This window comes from Enterococcus sp. DIV0008, assembly GCF_050542615.1.
Lineage (GTDB): Bacteria > Bacillota > Bacilli > Lactobacillales > Enterococcaceae > Enterococcus_D > Enterococcus_D innesii.
Map to the genome: position 1 here is coordinate 1 of NZ_CP172937.1, position 19068 is coordinate 19068.

Annotated in this window: 16 protein-coding genes; 15 read left to right on the top strand and 1 reads right to left on the bottom strand. The window is 44.0% G+C overall.

The window, feature by feature from the left end:
* From dnaA to IGI84_RS00070, 14 genes are all read left to right on the top strand, one after another.
* Nucleotides 1-1338 (top strand): chromosomal replication initiator protein DnaA, encoded by a 1338-nt coding sequence (gene dnaA, locus IGI84_RS00005; protein ID WP_077453250.1) that lies wholly within the window; start codon nt 1-3, stop codon nt 1336-1338.
* Between the two features lie 159 nt (nt 1339-1497).
* Entirely contained in the window at nt 1498-2628 is a 1131-nt protein-coding gene (gene dnaN / locus IGI84_RS00010; RefSeq protein ID WP_005226354.1) for a DNA polymerase III subunit beta, read from the top strand.
* 222 nt (nt 2629-2850) lie between these two features.
* Entirely contained in the window at nt 2851-3090 is a 240-nt protein-coding gene (yaaA, locus tag IGI84_RS00015; RefSeq protein WP_077453248.1) for a S4 domain-containing protein YaaA, read from the top strand.
* Entirely contained in the window at nt 3077-4189 is a 1113-nt protein-coding gene (gene recF / locus IGI84_RS00020; protein ID WP_005226357.1) for a DNA replication/repair protein RecF, read from the top strand. Before yaaA ends, recF begins: the two co-directional genes overlap by 14 nt.
* A gap of 5 nt (nt 4190-4194) precedes the next feature.
* On the top strand, nt 4195-6144 hold the full coding sequence (gene gyrB, locus IGI84_RS00025; RefSeq protein WP_430600563.1) for a DNA topoisomerase (ATP-hydrolyzing) subunit B: 1950 nt from the start codon (nt 4195-4197) through the stop codon (nt 6142-6144).
* A gap of 23 nt (nt 6145-6167) precedes the next feature.
* A complete protein-coding gene (gene gyrA / locus IGI84_RS00030) occupies nt 6168-8693 on the top strand; it encodes a DNA gyrase subunit A (protein WP_368256183.1) in 2526 nt (841 codons plus the stop codon).
* 262 nt (nt 8694-8955) lie between these two features.
* Nucleotides 8956-9255: a 30S ribosomal protein S6 gene (rpsF, locus tag IGI84_RS00035; RefSeq protein WP_005226363.1), complete on the top strand. Its 300-nt coding sequence runs from the start codon at nt 8956-8958 to the stop codon at nt 9253-9255.
* Nucleotides 9256-9298: 43 nt separating this feature from the next.
* Nucleotides 9299-9823 carry a single-stranded DNA-binding protein gene (ssb, locus tag IGI84_RS00040; protein ID WP_005226365.1) on the top strand — a complete coding sequence of 175 codons (525 nt, stop codon included), beginning with the start codon at nt 9299-9301 and terminating at the stop codon, nt 9821-9823.
* 23 nt (nt 9824-9846) lie between these two features.
* Nucleotides 9847-10083 carry a 30S ribosomal protein S18 gene (gene rpsR / locus IGI84_RS00045; RefSeq protein WP_005226367.1) on the top strand — a complete coding sequence of 79 codons (237 nt, stop codon included), beginning with the start codon at nt 9847-9849 and terminating at the stop codon, nt 10081-10083.
* Nucleotides 10084-10323: 240 nt separating this feature from the next.
* The gene (locus IGI84_RS00050; RefSeq protein WP_005232918.1) at nt 10324-11772 is read left to right on the top strand and encodes a DHH family phosphoesterase; all 1449 of its coding nucleotides are present in this window, start codon (nt 10324-10326) and stop codon (nt 11770-11772) included.
* A 15-nt stretch (nt 11773-11787) separates the two neighbouring features.
* Nucleotides 11788-12240 (top strand): 50S ribosomal protein L9, encoded by a 453-nt coding sequence (rplI, locus tag IGI84_RS00055; protein WP_005226371.1) that lies wholly within the window; start codon nt 11788-11790, stop codon nt 12238-12240.
* A gap of 107 nt (nt 12241-12347) precedes the next feature.
* Entirely contained in the window at nt 12348-13718 is a 1371-nt protein-coding gene (gene dnaB / locus IGI84_RS00060) for a replicative DNA helicase (RefSeq protein WP_005226374.1), read from the top strand.
* Nucleotides 13719-13965: 247 nt separating this feature from the next.
* On the top strand, nt 13966-15258 hold the full coding sequence (locus IGI84_RS00065) for an adenylosuccinate synthase (RefSeq protein WP_005232916.1): 1293 nt from the start codon (nt 13966-13968) through the stop codon (nt 15256-15258).
* Nucleotides 15259-15398: 140 nt separating this feature from the next.
* Nucleotides 15399-16274, top strand: a complete 876-nt coding sequence (locus tag IGI84_RS00070; RefSeq protein ID WP_008376769.1) for a DegV family protein — start codon at nt 15399-15401, stop codon at nt 16272-16274.
* A 98-nt stretch (nt 16275-16372) separates the two neighbouring features.
* Here the strand turns inward: IGI84_RS00070 and IGI84_RS00075 are convergent, their stop codons facing one another.
* Nucleotides 16373-17995, bottom strand: coding sequence for an ABC-F family ATP-binding cassette domain-containing protein (locus IGI84_RS00075; RefSeq protein WP_081117596.1), 1623 nt, complete (start codon nt 17993-17995; stop codon nt 16373-16375).
* A gap of 208 nt (nt 17996-18203) precedes the next feature.
* Between IGI84_RS00075 and IGI84_RS00080 the strand changes: the two genes are divergently transcribed.
* Entirely contained in the window at nt 18204-19022 is an 819-nt protein-coding gene (locus IGI84_RS00080) for a ZIP family metal transporter (protein WP_430600565.1), read from the top strand.
* Nucleotides 19023-19068 lie beyond the last annotated feature (46 nt).

Below are 19068 nucleotides of genomic sequence, written 5' to 3' on the forward strand. Positions count from 1 at the left end.
ATGCCATCTGCTGATTCTATTTGGCAAGATCTTCAACGATCCTTTAAAGAAGAGCTGAATCCGGCCAGTTATAGCGCTTGGATCGAGACTGCCAATGTCTTGTCGTTTGAAAAAAATCAGCTGCTGATCGAAGTACCCAGCGATCTTCATAAATCTTATTGGGAAAAAAATCTAGCTGCCAAAATTGTTGAAATGGGATTTATGAAAACTGGTGAAGAATTGATTCCTAGTTTTGTGACTGTCGAAGAAGCAGAAGCTTTAAAAACAGCCCCATCTACTATTAAAACAACTGCAGAAGAAAACGAGCAGCCGCCGAAATCGATTTTAAATGAAAAATACACATTTGATACCTTTGTCATCGGGAAAGGCAATCAAATGGCCCATGCTGCTGCTTTAGTTGTTGCTGAAGATCCTGGGTCTATTTATAATCCGCTGTTCTTCTATGGTGGCGTTGGTTTAGGGAAAACCCACTTGATGCATGCGATCGGTCATCAAATGTTGCTGAAACGTCCCAATGCCAAAATCAAGTATGTTAGTAGTGAAAATTTCACCAATGATTTCATTACTTCTATTCAAAAGAACAAAATGGAAGATTTTCGAAACGAATACCGCAATGTTGATCTTTTGTTGGTGGATGATATTCAATTCTTAGTCAATAAAGAAGGAACCCAAGAAGAATTCTTTAATACCTTCGAAGAACTGTATCGCAATAATAAACAGATCGTCCTGACAAGTGATCGTTTGCCAAATGAGATCCCAACTTTGCCGGAACGTTTGGTTTCTCGTTTTGCTTGGGGCTTGTCCGTTGACATCACCCCGCCCGATCTAGAGACGCGGACCGCGATTTTGCGGAAAAAAGCCGAAGCCGAACGCTTGGAGATCCCCGACGATACCTTAAGTTATATTGCTGGACAGATCGATTCGAATATCCGGGAACTTGAAGGAGCACTCGTCCGGGTACAAGCTTTTGCTACGATGCAAAACTCAGACATTACAACCAGCTTGGCAGCTGAAGCCATCAAAGCCTTGAAATCAAGCCATGGCTCGACCCAAGTTTCGATTTTACAGATCCAAGAAGAAGTCGCAAAATACTATCACATTCATGTCAATGATCTAAAAGGGAAAAAACGGGTCAAAGGCATCGTCGTGCCACGGCAGATCGCGATGTATCTCTCTCGAGAATTGACCGATAGTTCTTTACCAAAAATCGGCGGCGAATTTGGCGGCAAAGACCATACCACGGTCATTCATGCCCACGAAAAAATTCAGCATTTAGTCGAAACAGATCCTACGATCAAAAATGAGATCGCTGAAATCAAACAAATCCTCTTCAGCTGATCTGTGGATAATAAATAAAAAACCAAAAAAGTTGTCCACAAGTTATTCACAGGCGTTTTCGTTAGTCTAATCACTCTTTTCTCGAGTTATCCACATTACTAACAAGCCTATTACTACTATTACTTTTATTTAATAACTATAAATTAAAGGAGTATCGCTATGAAGCTAACTTTAAATCGAACAGAGTTCATGCAAGAATTACAAACTGTCCAACGGGCAATTTCAACCAAAACCACCATCCCGATCTTAACTGGGGTAAAATTGTCCCTTTCAGAAAAAGGATTGACCATGACTGGGAGCAATGCCGATATTTCCATTGAAACTTTTTTAAGTGTGGAAAACGAAAAAGCGCAAATGCAAATCGAAAAAACAGGAGCGATCGTTTTACAAGCACGTTTCTTTAGTGAAATCGTTCGTCGTTTGCCTGAAAGTACCTTAACGTTAGAAGTTTTAGACAATAATCAAGTAGCGATCACTTCTGGAAAAGCCAACTTTACCGTCAACGGCTTAGATGCCGATAGTTATCCACATTTACCAGTTGTCGAAAGTCAAGATTCGATCGAGATTCCAGCGCACGTATTGAATAAGGTCGTTAGTGAAACAGTCTTTGCGGTTTCGCAACACGAAAGCCGTCCGATCTTGACTGGGGTCCACTTTGTCTTAGAAAATCAAAAATTATTAGCTGTTGCGACGGACTCACACCGTCTGAGCCAACGGGTGATTCCCTTGGAAAGCGGGGAAACAGCCTTCAATATCGTGATTCCCGGCAAAAGCTTAACGGAACTTTCTCGTTCCTTAACGGATGAGGAAGAAGCGATCCAAATCAGCATTATGGATAACCAAGTATTGTTCCAAACGAAAACTATGAAATTCTATTCTCGTTTATTGGAAGGAACTTACCCAGATACCAACCGTCTGATCCCTTCAAGCTTCAATACTGAAATTGAATTTTCTGTGCCAGAATTGTTACAAGCTATCGAACGGGCGTCATTGCTTTCTCATGAAGGCCGTAACAACATCGTTCGTTTGGCGATCTCCGAGGAAGCCGTTGTCTTATATGGAAACTCACCAGAAATCGGGAAAGTGGAAGAAGACCTTTCTTTTGAAAAAGTGACCGGCGACCCATTAGAGATCTCTTTTAATCCTGACTATATGAAAGCTGCACTACGAGCATTTGGTGACACCAGCATCGTAATCCGCTTTATTTCAGCGATCCGGCCCTTTACGTTGGAGCCAACAGAGAGCAAAGGCAGCTTTATTCAGCTGATCACACCGGTACGCACCAACTAGTTTTTCATGTCTTTTGAAAAAAGTTGAAACAATCATCTGAAAATGAATAAATGAGTTAAAAGGGCTTAAAATCGTTTTTAAGCCCTTTTTTCTATTTTGGCTTCTTTTTTGTCTAAAAGCAGTAAGTCTTCTGAGAATGAAAAATATGCCGATGAATTTGTTTTCTTGGCAAAAAAAGAGTATAATAGAGCTAAACGCTCTTTGATAGAATTGAGGGGAATTATGAAAATGCAAATACCGTTAGAAACGGAATATATGACACTTGGACAAATGCTCAAAGAAGTCAGTGTGATCAGCAGCGGCGGCCAAGCGAAATGGTACCTTGCAGAGCACACCGTTTTTGTCGACGGCGAGCCGGAAAATCGACGAGGGCGCAAATTGTATGCGGGAATGCGTATTGAGCTACCTGATGAAGGTACTTTTTTTATGGTGAAGAAGGAAGACGCCGATGCGGCTGAATGAGTTGCATTTAAGCAATTATCGGAACTATGATTCGCTGACACTGACTTTTGAGAAAGGTCTGGTCATTTTTTTAGGCGAAAACGCGCAAGGAAAAACCAATATTTTAGAAAGCATCTATGTATTGGCGATGACCAAAAGCCACCGCACCTCCAGCGAGCAAGAACTTATCCGCTGGGACACAGAAGGTGCGCGGATCTCTGGCAGTGTCAGTCGGGGACGCTCAACGATCCCGTTAGAACTGTTTTTGTCAAAAAAAGGACGAAAAACGAAAGTAAACCACATTGAGCAAAAAAAGCTCAGTAGTTACATAGGGCAGTTGAATGTCATTTTATTTGCTCCAGAAGACCTCTCCCTTGTAAAAGGAAGTCCCCAAGTCCGCCGCAAATTTCTCGATATGGAAATTGGGCAGATCGATCCAATCTATCTCTATGATCTCGTTCAATACCAATCCGTTTTGAAACAGCGCAATCAATACTTAAAACAGCTGAATGAAAAAAAACAGACCGATGAGATCTATTTAGATGTTTTGACGGAACAGCTGGTGGCTTTCGGCAGTAAAATCATTTTAGCCAGACAACGGTTTGTTCAGCGCTTGGCGTATTGGGCAAATCAGCTGCACCAAAAGATCAGCCAAGGAAAAGAAACCTTGCAGATCGACTACTTATCGAATGTGCCTGGTGAGGCGAGTACGCTGGAGGAGATCCAACAGCAATTTGTCAAAGCCTTGGCACAAGTCAAAGACCGTGAACGATTTCGGCAAGTCACGTTGGCAGGCCCCCATCGAGACGATCTGGATTTTTTGATCAATGAGAAAAATGTTCAGACCTTTGGTTCGCAAGGACAGCAGCGAACAACGGCCCTAAGTGTCAAATTGGCAGAAATTGATTTGATGAAAGAAGAAACGGGAGAATATCCCGTCCTTTTATTAGATGACGTCATGAGTGAGCTGGATGATTCCCGACAACTGCATTTATTGGAAACCATTGAAGGAAAAGTTCAGACCTTTCTGACAACGACGACATTAGAACATGTGAAAGACAAAATGTCTGTGGAAGCAGAGATTTTTTATGTAGAGCAAGGACATATTAAAGGAGAATAGACTGAATGACAGAAGAAGAAAAAAGCTTAGTTGAACGTGCGAAAGCCTATGATGCCAGTCAGATCCAAGTGCTGGAAGGGCTAGAAGCCGTCCGCAAACGACCTGGGATGTACATTGGTTCTACCAGTTCAGAAGGTTTGCACCACTTAGTATGGGAAATCGTCGATAACTCGATCGATGAAGCACTAGCAGGCTTTGCCTCAAGTATTCAAGTGATCATTGAACCAGATAATAGCATTACGGTCGTCGATGACGGTCGGGGGATCCCCGTTGGTATCCAAGCCAAGACAGGCCGCCCAGCGGTAGAAACCGTCTTTACGATCCTGCATGCCGGCGGGAAATTCGGCGGCGGCGGCTACAAAGTATCTGGTGGACTGCACGGGGTAGGTTCCTCCGTCGTTAATGCGCTATCCACGACTTTAGATGTAAAAGTCTACAAGGAAGGTAAAGTGTATTATCAAGAATACCATCGTGGGGCAGTCGTTGATGACTTAAAAGTGATCGATGAAACCGACCGCCACGGAACGACCGTCCACTTTGTTCCAGATCCAGAGATCTTTACGGAAACAACTGTATTCAATTTTGACAAATTAGCGACGCGGGTTCGGGAATTAGCCTTCTTGAACCGAGGTTTAAAAATCTCGATCGAAGACAAACGGGAAGAAAAACCCGTCTTGAAAGAATATCATTACGACGGCGGGATCAAGAGCTATGTGGAGCATTTGAATGCGAGTAAAACAGTGATTTTCCCAGATCCGATCTATTTAGAAGGAGAGCAACAAGGAATCACGGTTGAAGTTTCCATGCAATATACCGATAGCTACCACAGCAATCTGCTAAGTTTTGCCAACAATATCCATACCTATGAAGGCGGAACCCATGAATTCGGGTTTAAGACTGCCTTGACCCGGGTGATCAATGATTACGCCCGCAAGTCAAAATTGATGAAAGAAAACGACGAAAACCTAACCGGAGAAGATGTTCGGGAAGGGTTGACGGCGGTTATCTCCATCAAGCATCCAGATCCTCAGTTTGAGGGACAAACGAAAACCAAATTAGGAAACTCCGAAGTGCGGACCGTCACCGATCGTCTCTTTTCGGAACACTTCACGAAATTCTTGATGGAAAACCCGAATGTGGGTCGTCAAGTCGTGGAAAAAGGACTTTTGGCATCAAAAGCCCGTCAAGCAGCCAAACGTGCCCGGGAAATGACTCGCCGAAAAGGTGCGTTAGAAATCAGTAACTTACCTGGGAAATTAGCCGACTGTTCCAGTAATGATCCAGAAAAATGCGAATTGTTTATCGTCGAAGGAGATTCTGCCGGCGGTTCAGCAAAACAAGGCCGTAGTCGCGAATTCCAAGCGATCTTACCGATCCGCGGGAAGATTTTAAATGTCGAAAAAGCCAGTATGGACAAAATCTTAGCAAACGAAGAGATCCGTTCGCTGTTTACGGCAATGGGTACTGGGTTTGGTGCTGATTTTGATGTAGCAAAAGCCCGTTACCACAAGCTAGTTATCATGACCGATGCCGATGTCGATGGTGCCCATATCCGGACCCTACTTTTGACGCTGTTCTATCGTTATATGCGTCCAATCGTTGAAGCTGGTTATGTCTATATCGCACAACCGCCATTGTACGGTGTCAAACAAGGGAAAAATATCCACTATATCCAACCCGGCAAGAATGCCGAACAAGATTTGAAAAATACGATTGAATCACTACCTGCGACACCAAAACCAACGGTTCAACGCTACAAAGGTCTAGGGGAAATGGATGACCACCAGTTATGGGAAACCACGATGGATCCTGAAAACCGGATGATGCTGCGGGTCAGCGTAGATGATGCCATAGAAGCCGATCAAATTTTTGAAATGCTGATGGGGGATCGCGTCGAACCAAGACGGGCCTTTATCGAAGAAAACGCGCACTACGTGAAAAATCTTGACATCTAGCCAATCGTAGAGGAGGAAACAGCTTGAGTGAAGAAGCAAAACAAAATATTCATGACGTCAATCTGACCAGTGAAATGCGCGAGTCCTTTATCGATTATGCAATGAGTGTAATTGTTGCTAGGGCTTTACCAGATGTGCGGGATGGCTTAAAGCCGGTTCACCGCCGAATTTTATATGGAATGAATGAATTAGGGGTGACACCAGACAAACCCCATAAAAAATCAGCCCGGATCGTCGGCGATGTCATGGGGAAATACCATCCCCATGGTGACAGTGCGATCTATGAATCAATGGTGCGGATGGCACAGCCCTTTAGCTATCGCTACATGCTAGTCGATGGCCACGGAAACTTTGGTTCAGTCGATGGTGACGGTGCCGCTGCGATGCGGTATACCGAAGCCCGCATGAGCAAACTGGCGATGGAGATGCTGCGGGACATCAACAAAGATACCGTTGATTTCCAAAGCAATTATGATGATACAGAACGAGAACCAGCGGTATTACCAGCACGCTTCCCGAACCTTTTGGTCAACGGGACGACGGGAATCGCTGTTGGGATGGCGACCAATATCCCGCCTCATAACTTGAATGAAGTCATTGCAGCCATCGATCTATTGATGGAAAATCCAGAAGTCACAACGAGTGAATTGATGGAAGTCCTACCAGGACCAGATTTCCCAACTGGTGGGATCGTGATGGGAAAATCCGGTATTCGCCGTGCTTATGAAACAGGGAAAGGTTCGATCACTGTTCGCGGGAAAGTCGAAGTGACTGAAATGCCCAACGGCAAAGAACGGATCTTAGTGACTGAATTGCCATATATGGTCAATAAAGCCAAATTGATCGAACGGATCTCTGAGTTGCACCGTGACAAACGGATCGAAGGAATCACCGATCTGCGAGATGAATCATCTCGTGAAGGCATGCGGATCGTGATCGACGTTCGTCGCGACGTCAGTGCATCGGTGATCTTAAACAATCTCTACAAAATGACTGCACTGCAATCTTCTTTTGGCTTTAATATGTTAGCCATTGAAAAAGGCGTGCCGAAGATTTTGAGCTTGAAACGAATTTTAGAAAACTACATCGAGCACCAACAAGAAGTGGTGACTCGACGAACACAGTTTGATAAAAACAAAGCAGAAGCTCGTGCCCACATCTTGGAAGGATTACGGATCGCATTGGATCATATCGATGAGATCATTGCTTTGATCCGAGCATCAAATTCTGATGATGAAGCAAAAAATAGCATGATGGAGCGCTTCAAATTGTCCGATCGCCAAGCGCAAGCAATTTTAGATATGCGTTTGCGTCGCTTGACCGGTTTGGAACGCGACAAGATCGAAAACGAGTACCAAGGCTTGTTAGAATTTATCGCTGATTTGACAGACATTCTAGCAAACCCACAACGGGTCCTAGAGATCATCCAAACGGAGTTGCAGGAATTAGGGCAACGCTTTGGCGATGATCGGCGGACTGAATTATTGGTTGGGGAAGTCTTAAGTCTTGAAGATGAAGATTTGATCGAAGAAGAAGAAATCGTCATTACCTTGACGAACAATGGGTACATCAAACGAGTAGCTAAATCTGAATTCCGTGCACAACGCCGCGGCGGACGTGGCGTTCAAGGAATGGGGATCCACGATGAAGACTTCGTGAAGACGTTGGTTTCTTGTTCGACTCATGACACATTACTGTTCTTCACCAATAAAGGGAAAGTTTACAAAGCCAAAGGCTATGAAATTCCTGAGTATGGTCGGGCAGCCAAAGGGATCCCTGTGATCAATCTGCTCGGGATCGATTCTAGCGAACGGATCGAAGCGATCATTTCGGCTTCTGGTGGGCCTCAAGAAGGACGCTACTTGTTCTTCACGACGCGTCTAGGTGTGGTCAAACGGACCTCAGTGACGGCCTTTTCAAATATCCGTGCCAATGGTCTGATTGCGATCGGTCTTCGGGAAAATGATGAGTTGGTCAATGTGATCGAAACCCACGGCGAAGATGTCGTGATCATTGGAACCCACGATGGTTACTCTGTGACCTTCAAAGAAGCCCTTGTGCGGGATATGGGCCGGACAGCTGCTGGTGTGCGAGGCATTCGTCTCAGAGACGGAGACTACGTCGTAGGCGCTGCTGTGATCACAGAAGACAGTGAAGTCTTGGTCATCACTGAGAACGGCTATGGCAAACGCACCAAAGGCTCTGAATATCCAATCAAAGGTCGTGGCGGAAAAGGGATCAAAACAGCCAACATTACGGCGAAAAACGGTCCATTAGCCGGCTTGACGACGGTCAGCGGTGAGGAAGACATCATGGTGATCACCGATAAAGGCGTCTTGATCCGTTTCAATGTAGCGACTGTTTCCCAAACTGGTCGGGCAACCTTAGGGGTTCGTTTGATGAAGATGGAAAACAATGCCAAAGTAGTGACGATGGCAACGGTTGAACCAGAAGTCGAAGAAGAACTAGCGACTGCCGAAGAAACAGCGGGACAAGACGTGCCAGTTGTGGAAGAAACAACGGAAGACACCACGGATACACAAGAATAAGCAATACGTTTTCTAGGAAGACAGCAACCTGCGAACCTGCAGCTAGCTGTCTTTTTACTCTTTTTCAAAAAATCGGCAGCAGCTGACGTATTTATCAGTGTAAGCGATTGTTTGCAGTGATGGGGAGATGCAGGGACGCAAAAAACAGCTTGCAGTAGGGACGAAAAAAGTGTATAATAATTATTTGTGAGTAGTCTAATTAGACCACTCTCTCTGCTCCTAGAAAACTAGGGGCCAAAGTCCACAGGGAGGTGAAAAATCAATGGAAAACACGAAATATGAGATCTTATATATCATTCGTCCAAACATTGATGAAGAAGCAAAAGCCGCATTGATCGCTCGTTTTGACTCAATCTTAACTGATAACGGCGCTGAAGTTATCGAATCAAAAGATTGGCAAAAACGCCGTCTAGCGTATGAAATGGATGGATTCCGTGAGGGTATCTATCACATCGTTAAAGTTTCTTCTTCAACAACTGCAAGTGCAATCAACGAGTTTGACCGTCTTGCGAAAATCAATGATGACATTATCCGTCACATGATTGTCAAAGAAGAAGCATAATATTGTTTCACATGAAACAAAAGCGATGAGGAGATGATGAACTTTGATTAATAATGTTGTACTAGTAGGAAGACTAACCAAAGATCCTGATTTACGTTACACTTCTAATGGCACTGGTGTCGCAACCTTTACCTTGGCGGTAAACCGCAATTTTACCAACCAAAGTGGAGAGCGCGAAGCTGATTTCATCAACTGTGTTATTTGGAGAAAACCAGCGGAAACATTAGCAAACTATGCACGCAAAGGAACTTTATTAGGGGTTACTGGACGTATTCAAACCCGTTCATACGACAACCAACAAGGCCAACGTGTTTATGTAACAGAAGTCGTTGCTGACAACTTCCAATTATTAGAGTCGCGGAATGCTTCCGAGCAAAGACGCACAACTGATAGCGGATCTGGCAGTAACAATACGTATAACTCAAACAGTTCTTCTGGATTTGGTAACAATAACTCAAATCAAACTCAATCCTCTCAACCATCAGGAATGCCTAATTTTGATCGAGACAACTCCGATCCATTCGGAAACTCATCAATCGACATTTCAGACGATGATTTACCATTCTAAGAAATTGATAGGAGGGAAATAGGATGGCACAACAAAGAAGAGGCGGACGCAAACGTCGTAAAGTAGACTACATTGCTGCAAACCATATTGAACATATCGATTATAAAGATATTGAATTACTAAAACGTTTCATTTCAGAACGCGGTAAAATCTTACCACGTCGTGTAACTGGTACTGGTGCGAAAAACCAACGCAAACTTACCATTGCAATTAAACGTGCGCGTATCATGGGATTACTTCCATTCGTAGGCGAAGAATAAATCGAATGATTTTCATTGACAAGTTTCTTTTGAAGCTTGTCAATTTTTTTATCCATCGAAGAGAAACTTGTTATTTTATATGTAGATAGAATAACGAATGACAAAAATTTTTTCATAGTTGTTTCACCAAAAAAGTTTCACGTGGAACTTTTTTGCATCAATCGCCTATTTGATTGTTTTATGGTAAAATAAGGAACAAAGCTTCAAAAAAATGGGATGATACATTGAGGGGTAAAAAAGATGGCAGCAATTGGGTTGATTTCAATTGATAATTACGATGATTTGATTGAGAAAAAAGACGACAAACAAGTTTCTTATTTGAACTCGCTGATCACGACATTGATTTCTGATTGGGCAAGTGAGAATCATGTTTTTTACAAACGAATCAATTCCGAGCGGTTTCTTTTCGTCGCGAAGTATTCAGATATTGAGCGGATGAAGGAAGAAAAATTCCAATTTTTGACTAGAGTACGGCAAGTTGCGGAAAAAAATGATCTGGCATTAACGATCAGTATGGGAATCTCCTATGGGGAAGAGTCTTTTGAAGAGATCGGGGAAGTGGCACAAAACAATCTCGACATTGCGTTAGTTCGCGGCGGCGATCAAGTCGTTTTAAAAGAAGCCAAAGAAGAAGCGAAACCGCAATTCTTTGGCGGCAATACAGACGGCACACCAAAGAGAACGCGTGTTCGTTCTCGTGCCATGAGTACGGCGTTGAGAAAGATTTTTGCTGAAAACCAGCGGATCTTTATCATGGGTCATCGTTACCCGGACATGGATGCTTTAGGTTCGGCTTTTGGGGTGGCTTACATGGCGATGATGAGCGACAAAGAATGCTACATCATTTTAAATCCGAAAGAGATCACCGCCGACATTCAGCGGGCATTGGAAGAATTGAAAAAATACCCCGAGCTGGAACGATTTGTGATCACTGGGGAAGAAGCAGTTAATTTATCAAATGAAGAAAGTGTCTTAGTGATGGTAGATTACCATAAGCCATCGATGTCGATCTCGCAAGCGGTCTATGATGAATTTGACAAAATCGCAGTGATCGATCACCATCGTCGCGGGGATGAGTTTCCCGATAAGCCTTTATTGACGTATATTGAATCTTCCGCATCTTCGGCATCAGAACTAGTAGCAGAATTGATCCAGTATCGTGCTTCTCGCAGATCGCAAGTCCCGAAATTTATTACGACTTCTTTATTAGCGGGCATCTACGTGGATACGAAGAACTTCACGGTGCGAACCACTGGTCGGACCTTTGATATTGCTGGCTATTTGAAAAATCAAGGCGCAGATACGTCATTGGTTCAATACATGTTGAGTACGGATCTCGATTCCTATTTGATGATCAGTGAACTGGTTTCTCGCAGCCAGCATTTCCGAGAAGATATCGTGATTGCTGCAGCGGATGAAGATCGGGTGTACGATAGTGTCACCGTTGCAAAAGCGGCCGATACTCTGCTATCGATCAATGGGATCCATGCCGCGTTTGTCATTACGAAACAGCCAGGAGATTTGATCGGTATTAGTGCTAGAAGTACCGGAAAAGTCAATGTACAAACCTTGATGGAGGCATTAGGCGGCGGCGGACATTTTACCAACGCAGCCACGCAAATAAAAAACAGCAGCATTGGCGATGTAGAAAACCAGTTGCGAGCGGAATTAACGAAAAATGAACAATAACAAGGAGTGACCAAGATGAAAGTTATTTTCTTACAAGATGTCAAAGGCAAAGGCAAAAAAGGCGATATCAAGGAAGTCCCTAATGGCTACGCACAAAACTTCCTGATCAAAAACAACTTAGCCAAACCTGCCAACAATGAAAGCATGGCAGAATTAAAAGGCAAACAAAAAGCCAAAGAAAAGCAAGATGCGGAAGTCTTAGCAGAAGCGAAAGAGTTAAAAGCACTTCTTGAAAAAGAAGAAACCGTTGTGAAGATCAATGCTAAAGCAGGGGAAGATGGCCGCTTGTTTGGTTCGATCCCATCAAAACAAATTGCCGATGCCTTGAACAAGCAATACAAAATCAAGATCGACAAACGCAAAATCGAATTGGATCAGCCGATTCGTGCATTAGGCTTCACGCAAGTACCTGTAAAATTGCACCCACAAGTAACAGCAACGATCAATGTTCATACCATTCAAGAATAAGCATTACTCCCAACAGTCATATGTTGGGTTTTTTTCGGCAAACGTCCAAGCAATCTTGTACTTTGGATGGGAATCTTGTAGAATGAATGGACGAAGGAGCGAATGGCATGAATGAAGTTTGGCAAAATCAAGTTCCCCCACAAGATATTGAAGCGGAACAAGCGGTCCTAGGGGCAGTCTTTTTAGATGCTGATGCGATCATCGATGCAATGGAAGTAATCGCCCCAGAAGATTTTTATCGCCGCAGCCATCAAATAATTTTTCAAGCAATGATCCAGTTGAACGACCGTAGTGAATCGATCGACTTGATCACGTTGAAAGCAGAAATTGAAAAAAGCAATAGTCTTGAAGATGTTGGCGGCCTGACGTATCTGACTGAATTGAGTCAAGCTTCACCATCAGCAGCAAGTATTGCTTATTATGCGAAGATCGTTGACGACAAAGCTACGTTACGCAATCTGATCCAAACAGCGAGCCGTATCGTAACCAAAGGCTTTGAACAAGATGAAGATGTGCAGTCGATCATTGATCAAGCAGAAAAAAGTATTTTAGAAGTATCCGAAAAGCGCAACAGCAATGGCTTCCAATCGATAGCGGAAGTCTTGAATCGGACGATCGAAACGATCGATCAACTGGCGCAAAACAATGAAGAAATCACCGGATTACCTACGGGTTATGCGGCTTTAGACAAAATGACGGCGGGACTGCAAAAAGAAGAGCTGATTATTCTGGCTGCCCGTCCCGCGGTAGGGAAAACCGCATTTGCCTTGAATATCGCACAAAATGTCGGAACGAAAACCGATCGTTCCGTGGCGATCTTTAGTCTGGAAATGGGGGCTGAATCATTGGTCAACCGGATGCTTTGTGCGGAAGGCTCGATTGAGGCCAGTCACTTGCGGACGGGGCAGCTCTCAGAAGAAGAGTGGCGGAATTTGATCGTTGCCATGGGCAGTCTTTCTAACGCCAATATCTATATCGATGATACCCCCGGGATCAAGATCTCTGAGATCCGGGCACGTTGTCGGAAACTCGCGCAAGAAAAAGGCAATCTCGGCTTGATTTTGATCGACTATTTGCAGCTGATTGAAGGAACGGGTCGCGAAAACCGCCAACAAGAAGTCTCTGAGATCTCTCGCCAATTAAAGAAACTGGCGAAGGAATTAAAAGTGCCAGTGATCGCACTGTCTCAGCTTTCTCGGGGTGTGGAACAACGACAAGACAAGCGTCCTGTTTTAAGTGATATCCGAGAATCAGGATCGATCGAGCAGGATGCCGATATCGTTGCTTTCTTGTACCGAGATGACTACTACCGCAGCGAAGGCGACGATGACGATGAACCAGAAGAACAACAAAACAACAATGTGATCGAAGTCATTATTGAGAAAAACCGGAGTGGTGCCCGAGGGACCGTCGAACTTCTATTCATCAAAGAATACAATAAGTTCTCCTCGGTCTCGCCGCGAGAAGAGTTCGGGTAAGGCACCAATGATTTGAAAAACAAAGGCTCCTGCTGCCGTCTGCATTGCGCTGATGGCAGTAGGGCTTTTTTTATGTGCCGACTTTATTCGTTTTTACGTGTATAAATAATTATTCCAAAGAAAATAGTTCGTTTTTTACCCCTGAAAAATGAGAATTTAAAACGATTATTCGATTTTAGATTGAAAGAGCTTGCGAATCTTGTTACAATACTTAAGGAATGCACTAATTAAAGAAAGAGGTCATTATATGTCATCTGTAGTAGTAGTAGGTACACAATGGGGCGATGAAGGTAAAGGAAAGATTACGGACTTTTTGAGTGAAAACGCGGAAGTCATTGCACGTTATCAAGGTGGAGACAATGCCGGCCATACGATTAAATTTGACGGTGTGACCTATAAACTGCATTTGATTCCTTCAGGGATCTTTTATGCAGATAAAATCAGTGTCATTGGAAACGGGGTCGTTGTGAACCCGAAATCATTAGTTAAAGAATTAGCATACTTGAAAGAAAACAATATAATAACAGAAAACTTAAAGATTTCTGATCGTGCACATGTTATTTTACCTTACCATATCCATTTGGATCAACTGCAAGAAGATGCCAAAGGTGACAACAAAATCGGTACGACGATCAAAGGGATCGGACCAGCCTACATGGATAAAGCGGCCAGAGTCGGCATTCGGATCGCTGATCTTTTAGACAAGGAAATTTTTGAAGAACGTCTACGCATCAACTTAGAAGAAAAAAATCGTCAATTCGTGAAAATGTTTGATGCAGAACCAATTGCCTTTGAAGACATTTTTGAAGAGTATTACGAATATGGCCAACAAATCAAAAAATATGTGACGGATACTTCGGTGATCCTTAACGATGCCTTAGATGAAGGCAAACGGGTTTTATTTGAAGGGGCACAAGGCGTGATGCTGGATATCGACCAAGGAACCTATCCTTTCGTAACGTCATCCAACCCTGTTGCTGGGGGAGTCACTATTGGTAGTGGTGTGGGTCCTTCAAAAATCAACAAAGTCGTTGGTGTCTGCAAAGCTTACACCTCTCGGGTAGGCGATGGTCCTTTCCCAACGGAACTGTTTGATGAAACAGGTGAACAAATTCGTAAGATCGGTCGTGAATACGGAACAACGACAGGACGTCCTCGCCGTGTGGGCTGGTTTGATACCGTCGTGATGCGCCATTCAAAACGAGTATCGGGGATCACGAACCTATCCCTTAACTCGATCGATGTCTTGAGCGGTTTAGAAACCGTGAAAATCTGTACCGCTTATGAACTAGACGGCGAATTGATCTATCATTACCCAGCAAGCTTGAAAGAGTTGAACCGCTGCAAACCAGTCTACGAAGAACTTCCTGGCTGGTCTGAAGACATTACTGGCTGCAAAACATTGGCGGATCTGCCAGAAAATGCACGCAATTACGTGCATCGCATCTCTGAATTAGTCGGTGTCCGCATTTCGACCTTCTCGGTAGGACCAGACCGCAGCCAAACCAACATCTTAGAAAGTGTTTGGGCGCAAATTTAACCTGACGCGAAAGCATCAGAACAAGACAAAGAACTCCTGTGTCAAAAGCAGTCAACGATAAGTTTGGCTGCTTTTGATGAGAATTTCTTCTGTCTTGTTCTTTTTTTGCTATAATAGGGGGTAACGAGAGGGGTGAAACCATGTTTCAAATCATGACAGATTCCTGCTGTGATTTACCAGCAGCAAGATTAGCGGAGCTAGATGTCGCCTATATTCCAATGCTGATTGAATTAGATGGCAAAGAATATATCGATGATATGGGCAAAGAATTTGATACGGAATGGTTTTTAGGAAAACTAAAAGAGCATGCGCAACCGACGACTTCTCAAATCAATGTCGGACGTTATATGGAATATTTTCGGCCATATGTCGAAGCGGGCACACCGGTCCTTTATTTAGGTTTTTCTTCAGGAATGAGCGGCTCATTCCAAAGTGCCGTCCAAGCCGTAGCCTTACTAAAAGAAGAATACAAAGAAGTTGCGATCACCTTGATCGATACGCGCTCTGCGAGTTTAGGGGAAGGCTTCTTAGTGGCTGAAGCAGCCCAACAAAAAGCCCAAGGACGTTCGTTGCTGGAAGTCAGCCAATGGGTAGAAGAAAACAAACTGCGTTTAGATTCATGGGTCACCGTCGATGATTTAAAACAGTTGGAACGCGGCGGCAGAATCTCTAAAACGGCCGCAGCGATTGGCGGATTGTTGAATGTGAAACCAATCATTACCGTCGATACCGCGGGAAAATTACGCAGCGTTGATCGAGTGCGGGGACGCAACAAAGCAATCCAAAAAATCGTGGATCAAACCATTGCCAATCTTCACGAATCAAAAACCAATACGGTTTATTTTGCCAATGCTGGCGATGCCGAAGCAGCGGAGAAACTCATCAAGCGTTTGACCGAAAAAGTTCCTGACATTATTATTCATCATTATCCATTAGGTCCAACGATCTCCAGTCATACCGGCTACGGCTGCTTGGCGCTGTTTTCATTCGGCAAAGCCCGTTTAGAACAAGCGTAACCTGCCCAACCTGCCCGAAGTATTAGACAAAATAAAAATAACGCTCTAGTTGCAGCCTTGGTGGCGGGCAACTGGAGCGTTCTTTTATTTAAAGCAACTTATTGATTCAATTCTGCTACGCGTTTTTGGACATCTTTGTTTTCTAAGAATTCATCGTAGGTCGTTTCGGCACGATCCACCACGCCTTTGCTAGAGACCGCAATGATACGGTTCGCAAGGGTTTGAATAAATTGGTGGTCATGAGAAGCAAACAACAATGAGCCGGTGAAGGCCATCAAACCATCGTTTAATGCGGTGATCGATTCTAAGTCCAAGTGATTGGTTGGATCATCCAACACCAATACGTTGGCTTTTGAAAGCATCATTTTCGACAACATACAGCGAACTTTTTCGCCCCCGGAAAGAACGTTGACGGGTTTTAATACTTCGTCACCAGAGAACAACATGCGACCGAGGAAGCTGCGCAAGAAGGTATTGTCGTCTTCTTCTTTGCTTGCGTATTGACGCAACCAATCAACGATCGGGGTATCCGTATCAAATTCGCTGGTCGTATCTTTTGGCAAGTAGGCATGCTGCGTGGTGACGCCCCAACGAACACTACCTGTATCAGGAGTGATTTCCCCCATGATGACTTTGAATAGCGTTGTGGTGGTGATATCGCTATTGGCAACAAAAGCGACTTTGTCGTCTTTGTTCAAGGTGAAAGAGATATTGTCTAAAATCTTTTTGCCGTCGATCGTCACACTGACATTGTCGACTTGCAGCAAGTCATTCCCGATTTCACGTTCTGGTTTAAAACCGACAAACGGGTAACGGCGAGACGAAGGTTGAATATCATCAAGAGTGATTTTATCCAACATTTTTTTCCGAGATGTTGCTTGTTTGGATTTTGATGCATTGGCACTAAAGCGTGCGATAAAGTCTTGCAGTTCTTTGATCTGCTCTTCTTTTTTGGCATTTGATTGGGATTGTAATTTCGCAGCTAATTGGCTTGATTCCAACCAGAAATCATAGTTGCCGACAAACAATTTGATTTTGCCGAAGTCTAGATCGGCCATATGGGTACAAACTTTATTTAAGAAGTGGCGGTCATGGGAAACAACGATGACGGTGTTGTCAAAGTTGATCAGAAACTCTTCTAACCAGTTGATAGATTGGATATCCAATCCGTTGGTAGGCTCATCTAGGAGCAAGACGTCTGGCTTACCGAAAAGGGCTTGTGCCAGTAAGACTTTCACCCGTTGACCAGCAGTTAGATCTTTCATCAAGACATGATGCAATTCATCGGGAATGTTCAAGCCTTGCAAAAGAACAGCTGCTTCGGGCTCTGCTTCCCAGCCATCAAGTTCCGCAAATTCGCCTTCTAGTTCGGCGGCACGAATCCCATCTTCATCAGAAAAGTCTTCCTTCATGTAGATCGCGTCTTTTTCTTTCATCACTTCGTAGAGACGTTTATGGCCCATGATGACCGTTTCGATCACGGGAAACTCTTCGTAATCATAGTGGTTCTGCTTCAAGACAGCCATCCGTTCATCAGGACCTAAAGACACATTCCCGGTCGAAGGTTGGATCTCACCAGATAAAATTTTTAAAAAAGTTGATTTACCAGCACCATTTGCACCAATCAAACCATAACAATTACCAGGCGTAAACTTAATATTAACATCATCAAACAGTTTGCGGTCTGAAAAATGCAAACTTACATCACTTACTGTAATCAATTCTTTTCCTCACTTTATATAAATTGACATGGAGTCTCCTAGCATTATAGCGATGAATGTTGAAACTTTCAAGTAAAGCCGAGGATTTCATCAGGAAAGGCTTAGGGCTGGTGAAAGAAAAATTTTGGCTGCTGTTGCCTTCCTAGTAGAACCTGACGGCTTCCTATGCTAGAGTATTGGTAGAATAGTTAGACAAAGGAGCAGACAAATGGTGGATTGGTTGGTTGGATTGTCGCCATGGCAGCAAGCGCTGGCGGGGACGATCTTTACGTATGGTATGACGGCGTTTGGGGCAGCGCTAGTCTTTTTCTTCAAAGAAATCAATAAAAATGTCCTGAATACGATGCTGGGGTTTGCCTCTGGCGTGATGATCGCTGCTAGTTTCTGGTCGTTATTAGATCCTGCGATCGCACGAGCCGAAGAAAATGGCGATATTCCGTGGCTCGTGGTCAGCATCGGGTTTGGTTTGGGCGGTTTGTTTCTATATGCAGCAGATAAGACGCTCCCGCATATGCATTTTGGTCCAAATCATGAAACAGAAGGTTTGCCCAGTCATTTGAAGCGAACGATCTTGCTGTTTTTTTCCATCACGCTGCATAATATCCCAGAAGGCTTGGCGGTAGGGGTAGCGTTTGGGGCGGCGGCTAGTGCCGATGATCCGCGAGCAGCGATCTTAGCGGCGCTTTCGGTAGCGATCGGGATCGGGATTCAGAATTTTCCAGAAGGCGCAGCCGTTTCGATCCCCTTGCGTCAAGAAGGGTTAAGCCGAACCAAAGCCTTTATGTATGGGCAAGCGTCCGGGATCGTAGAACCGATCGCCGGTGTGATCGGGGCTTTGTTGGTAACGAGTATGTCCGCTGTCTTGCCGTATGCGTTGGCTTTTGCAGCGGGTGCTATGATCTATGTAGTGGTGGAAGAATTGATTCCAGAAGCGCAGCAAACCTTGACGAGTCGCCGCCATTTTGCGGTCTTTGGCGTCATGCTAGGCTTTATCTTAATGATGGTTTTAGATGTCGCATTAGGCTGATCGATAAAAAAACACCTGACTGTTGGAAAGTCAGGTGTTTTTGGTT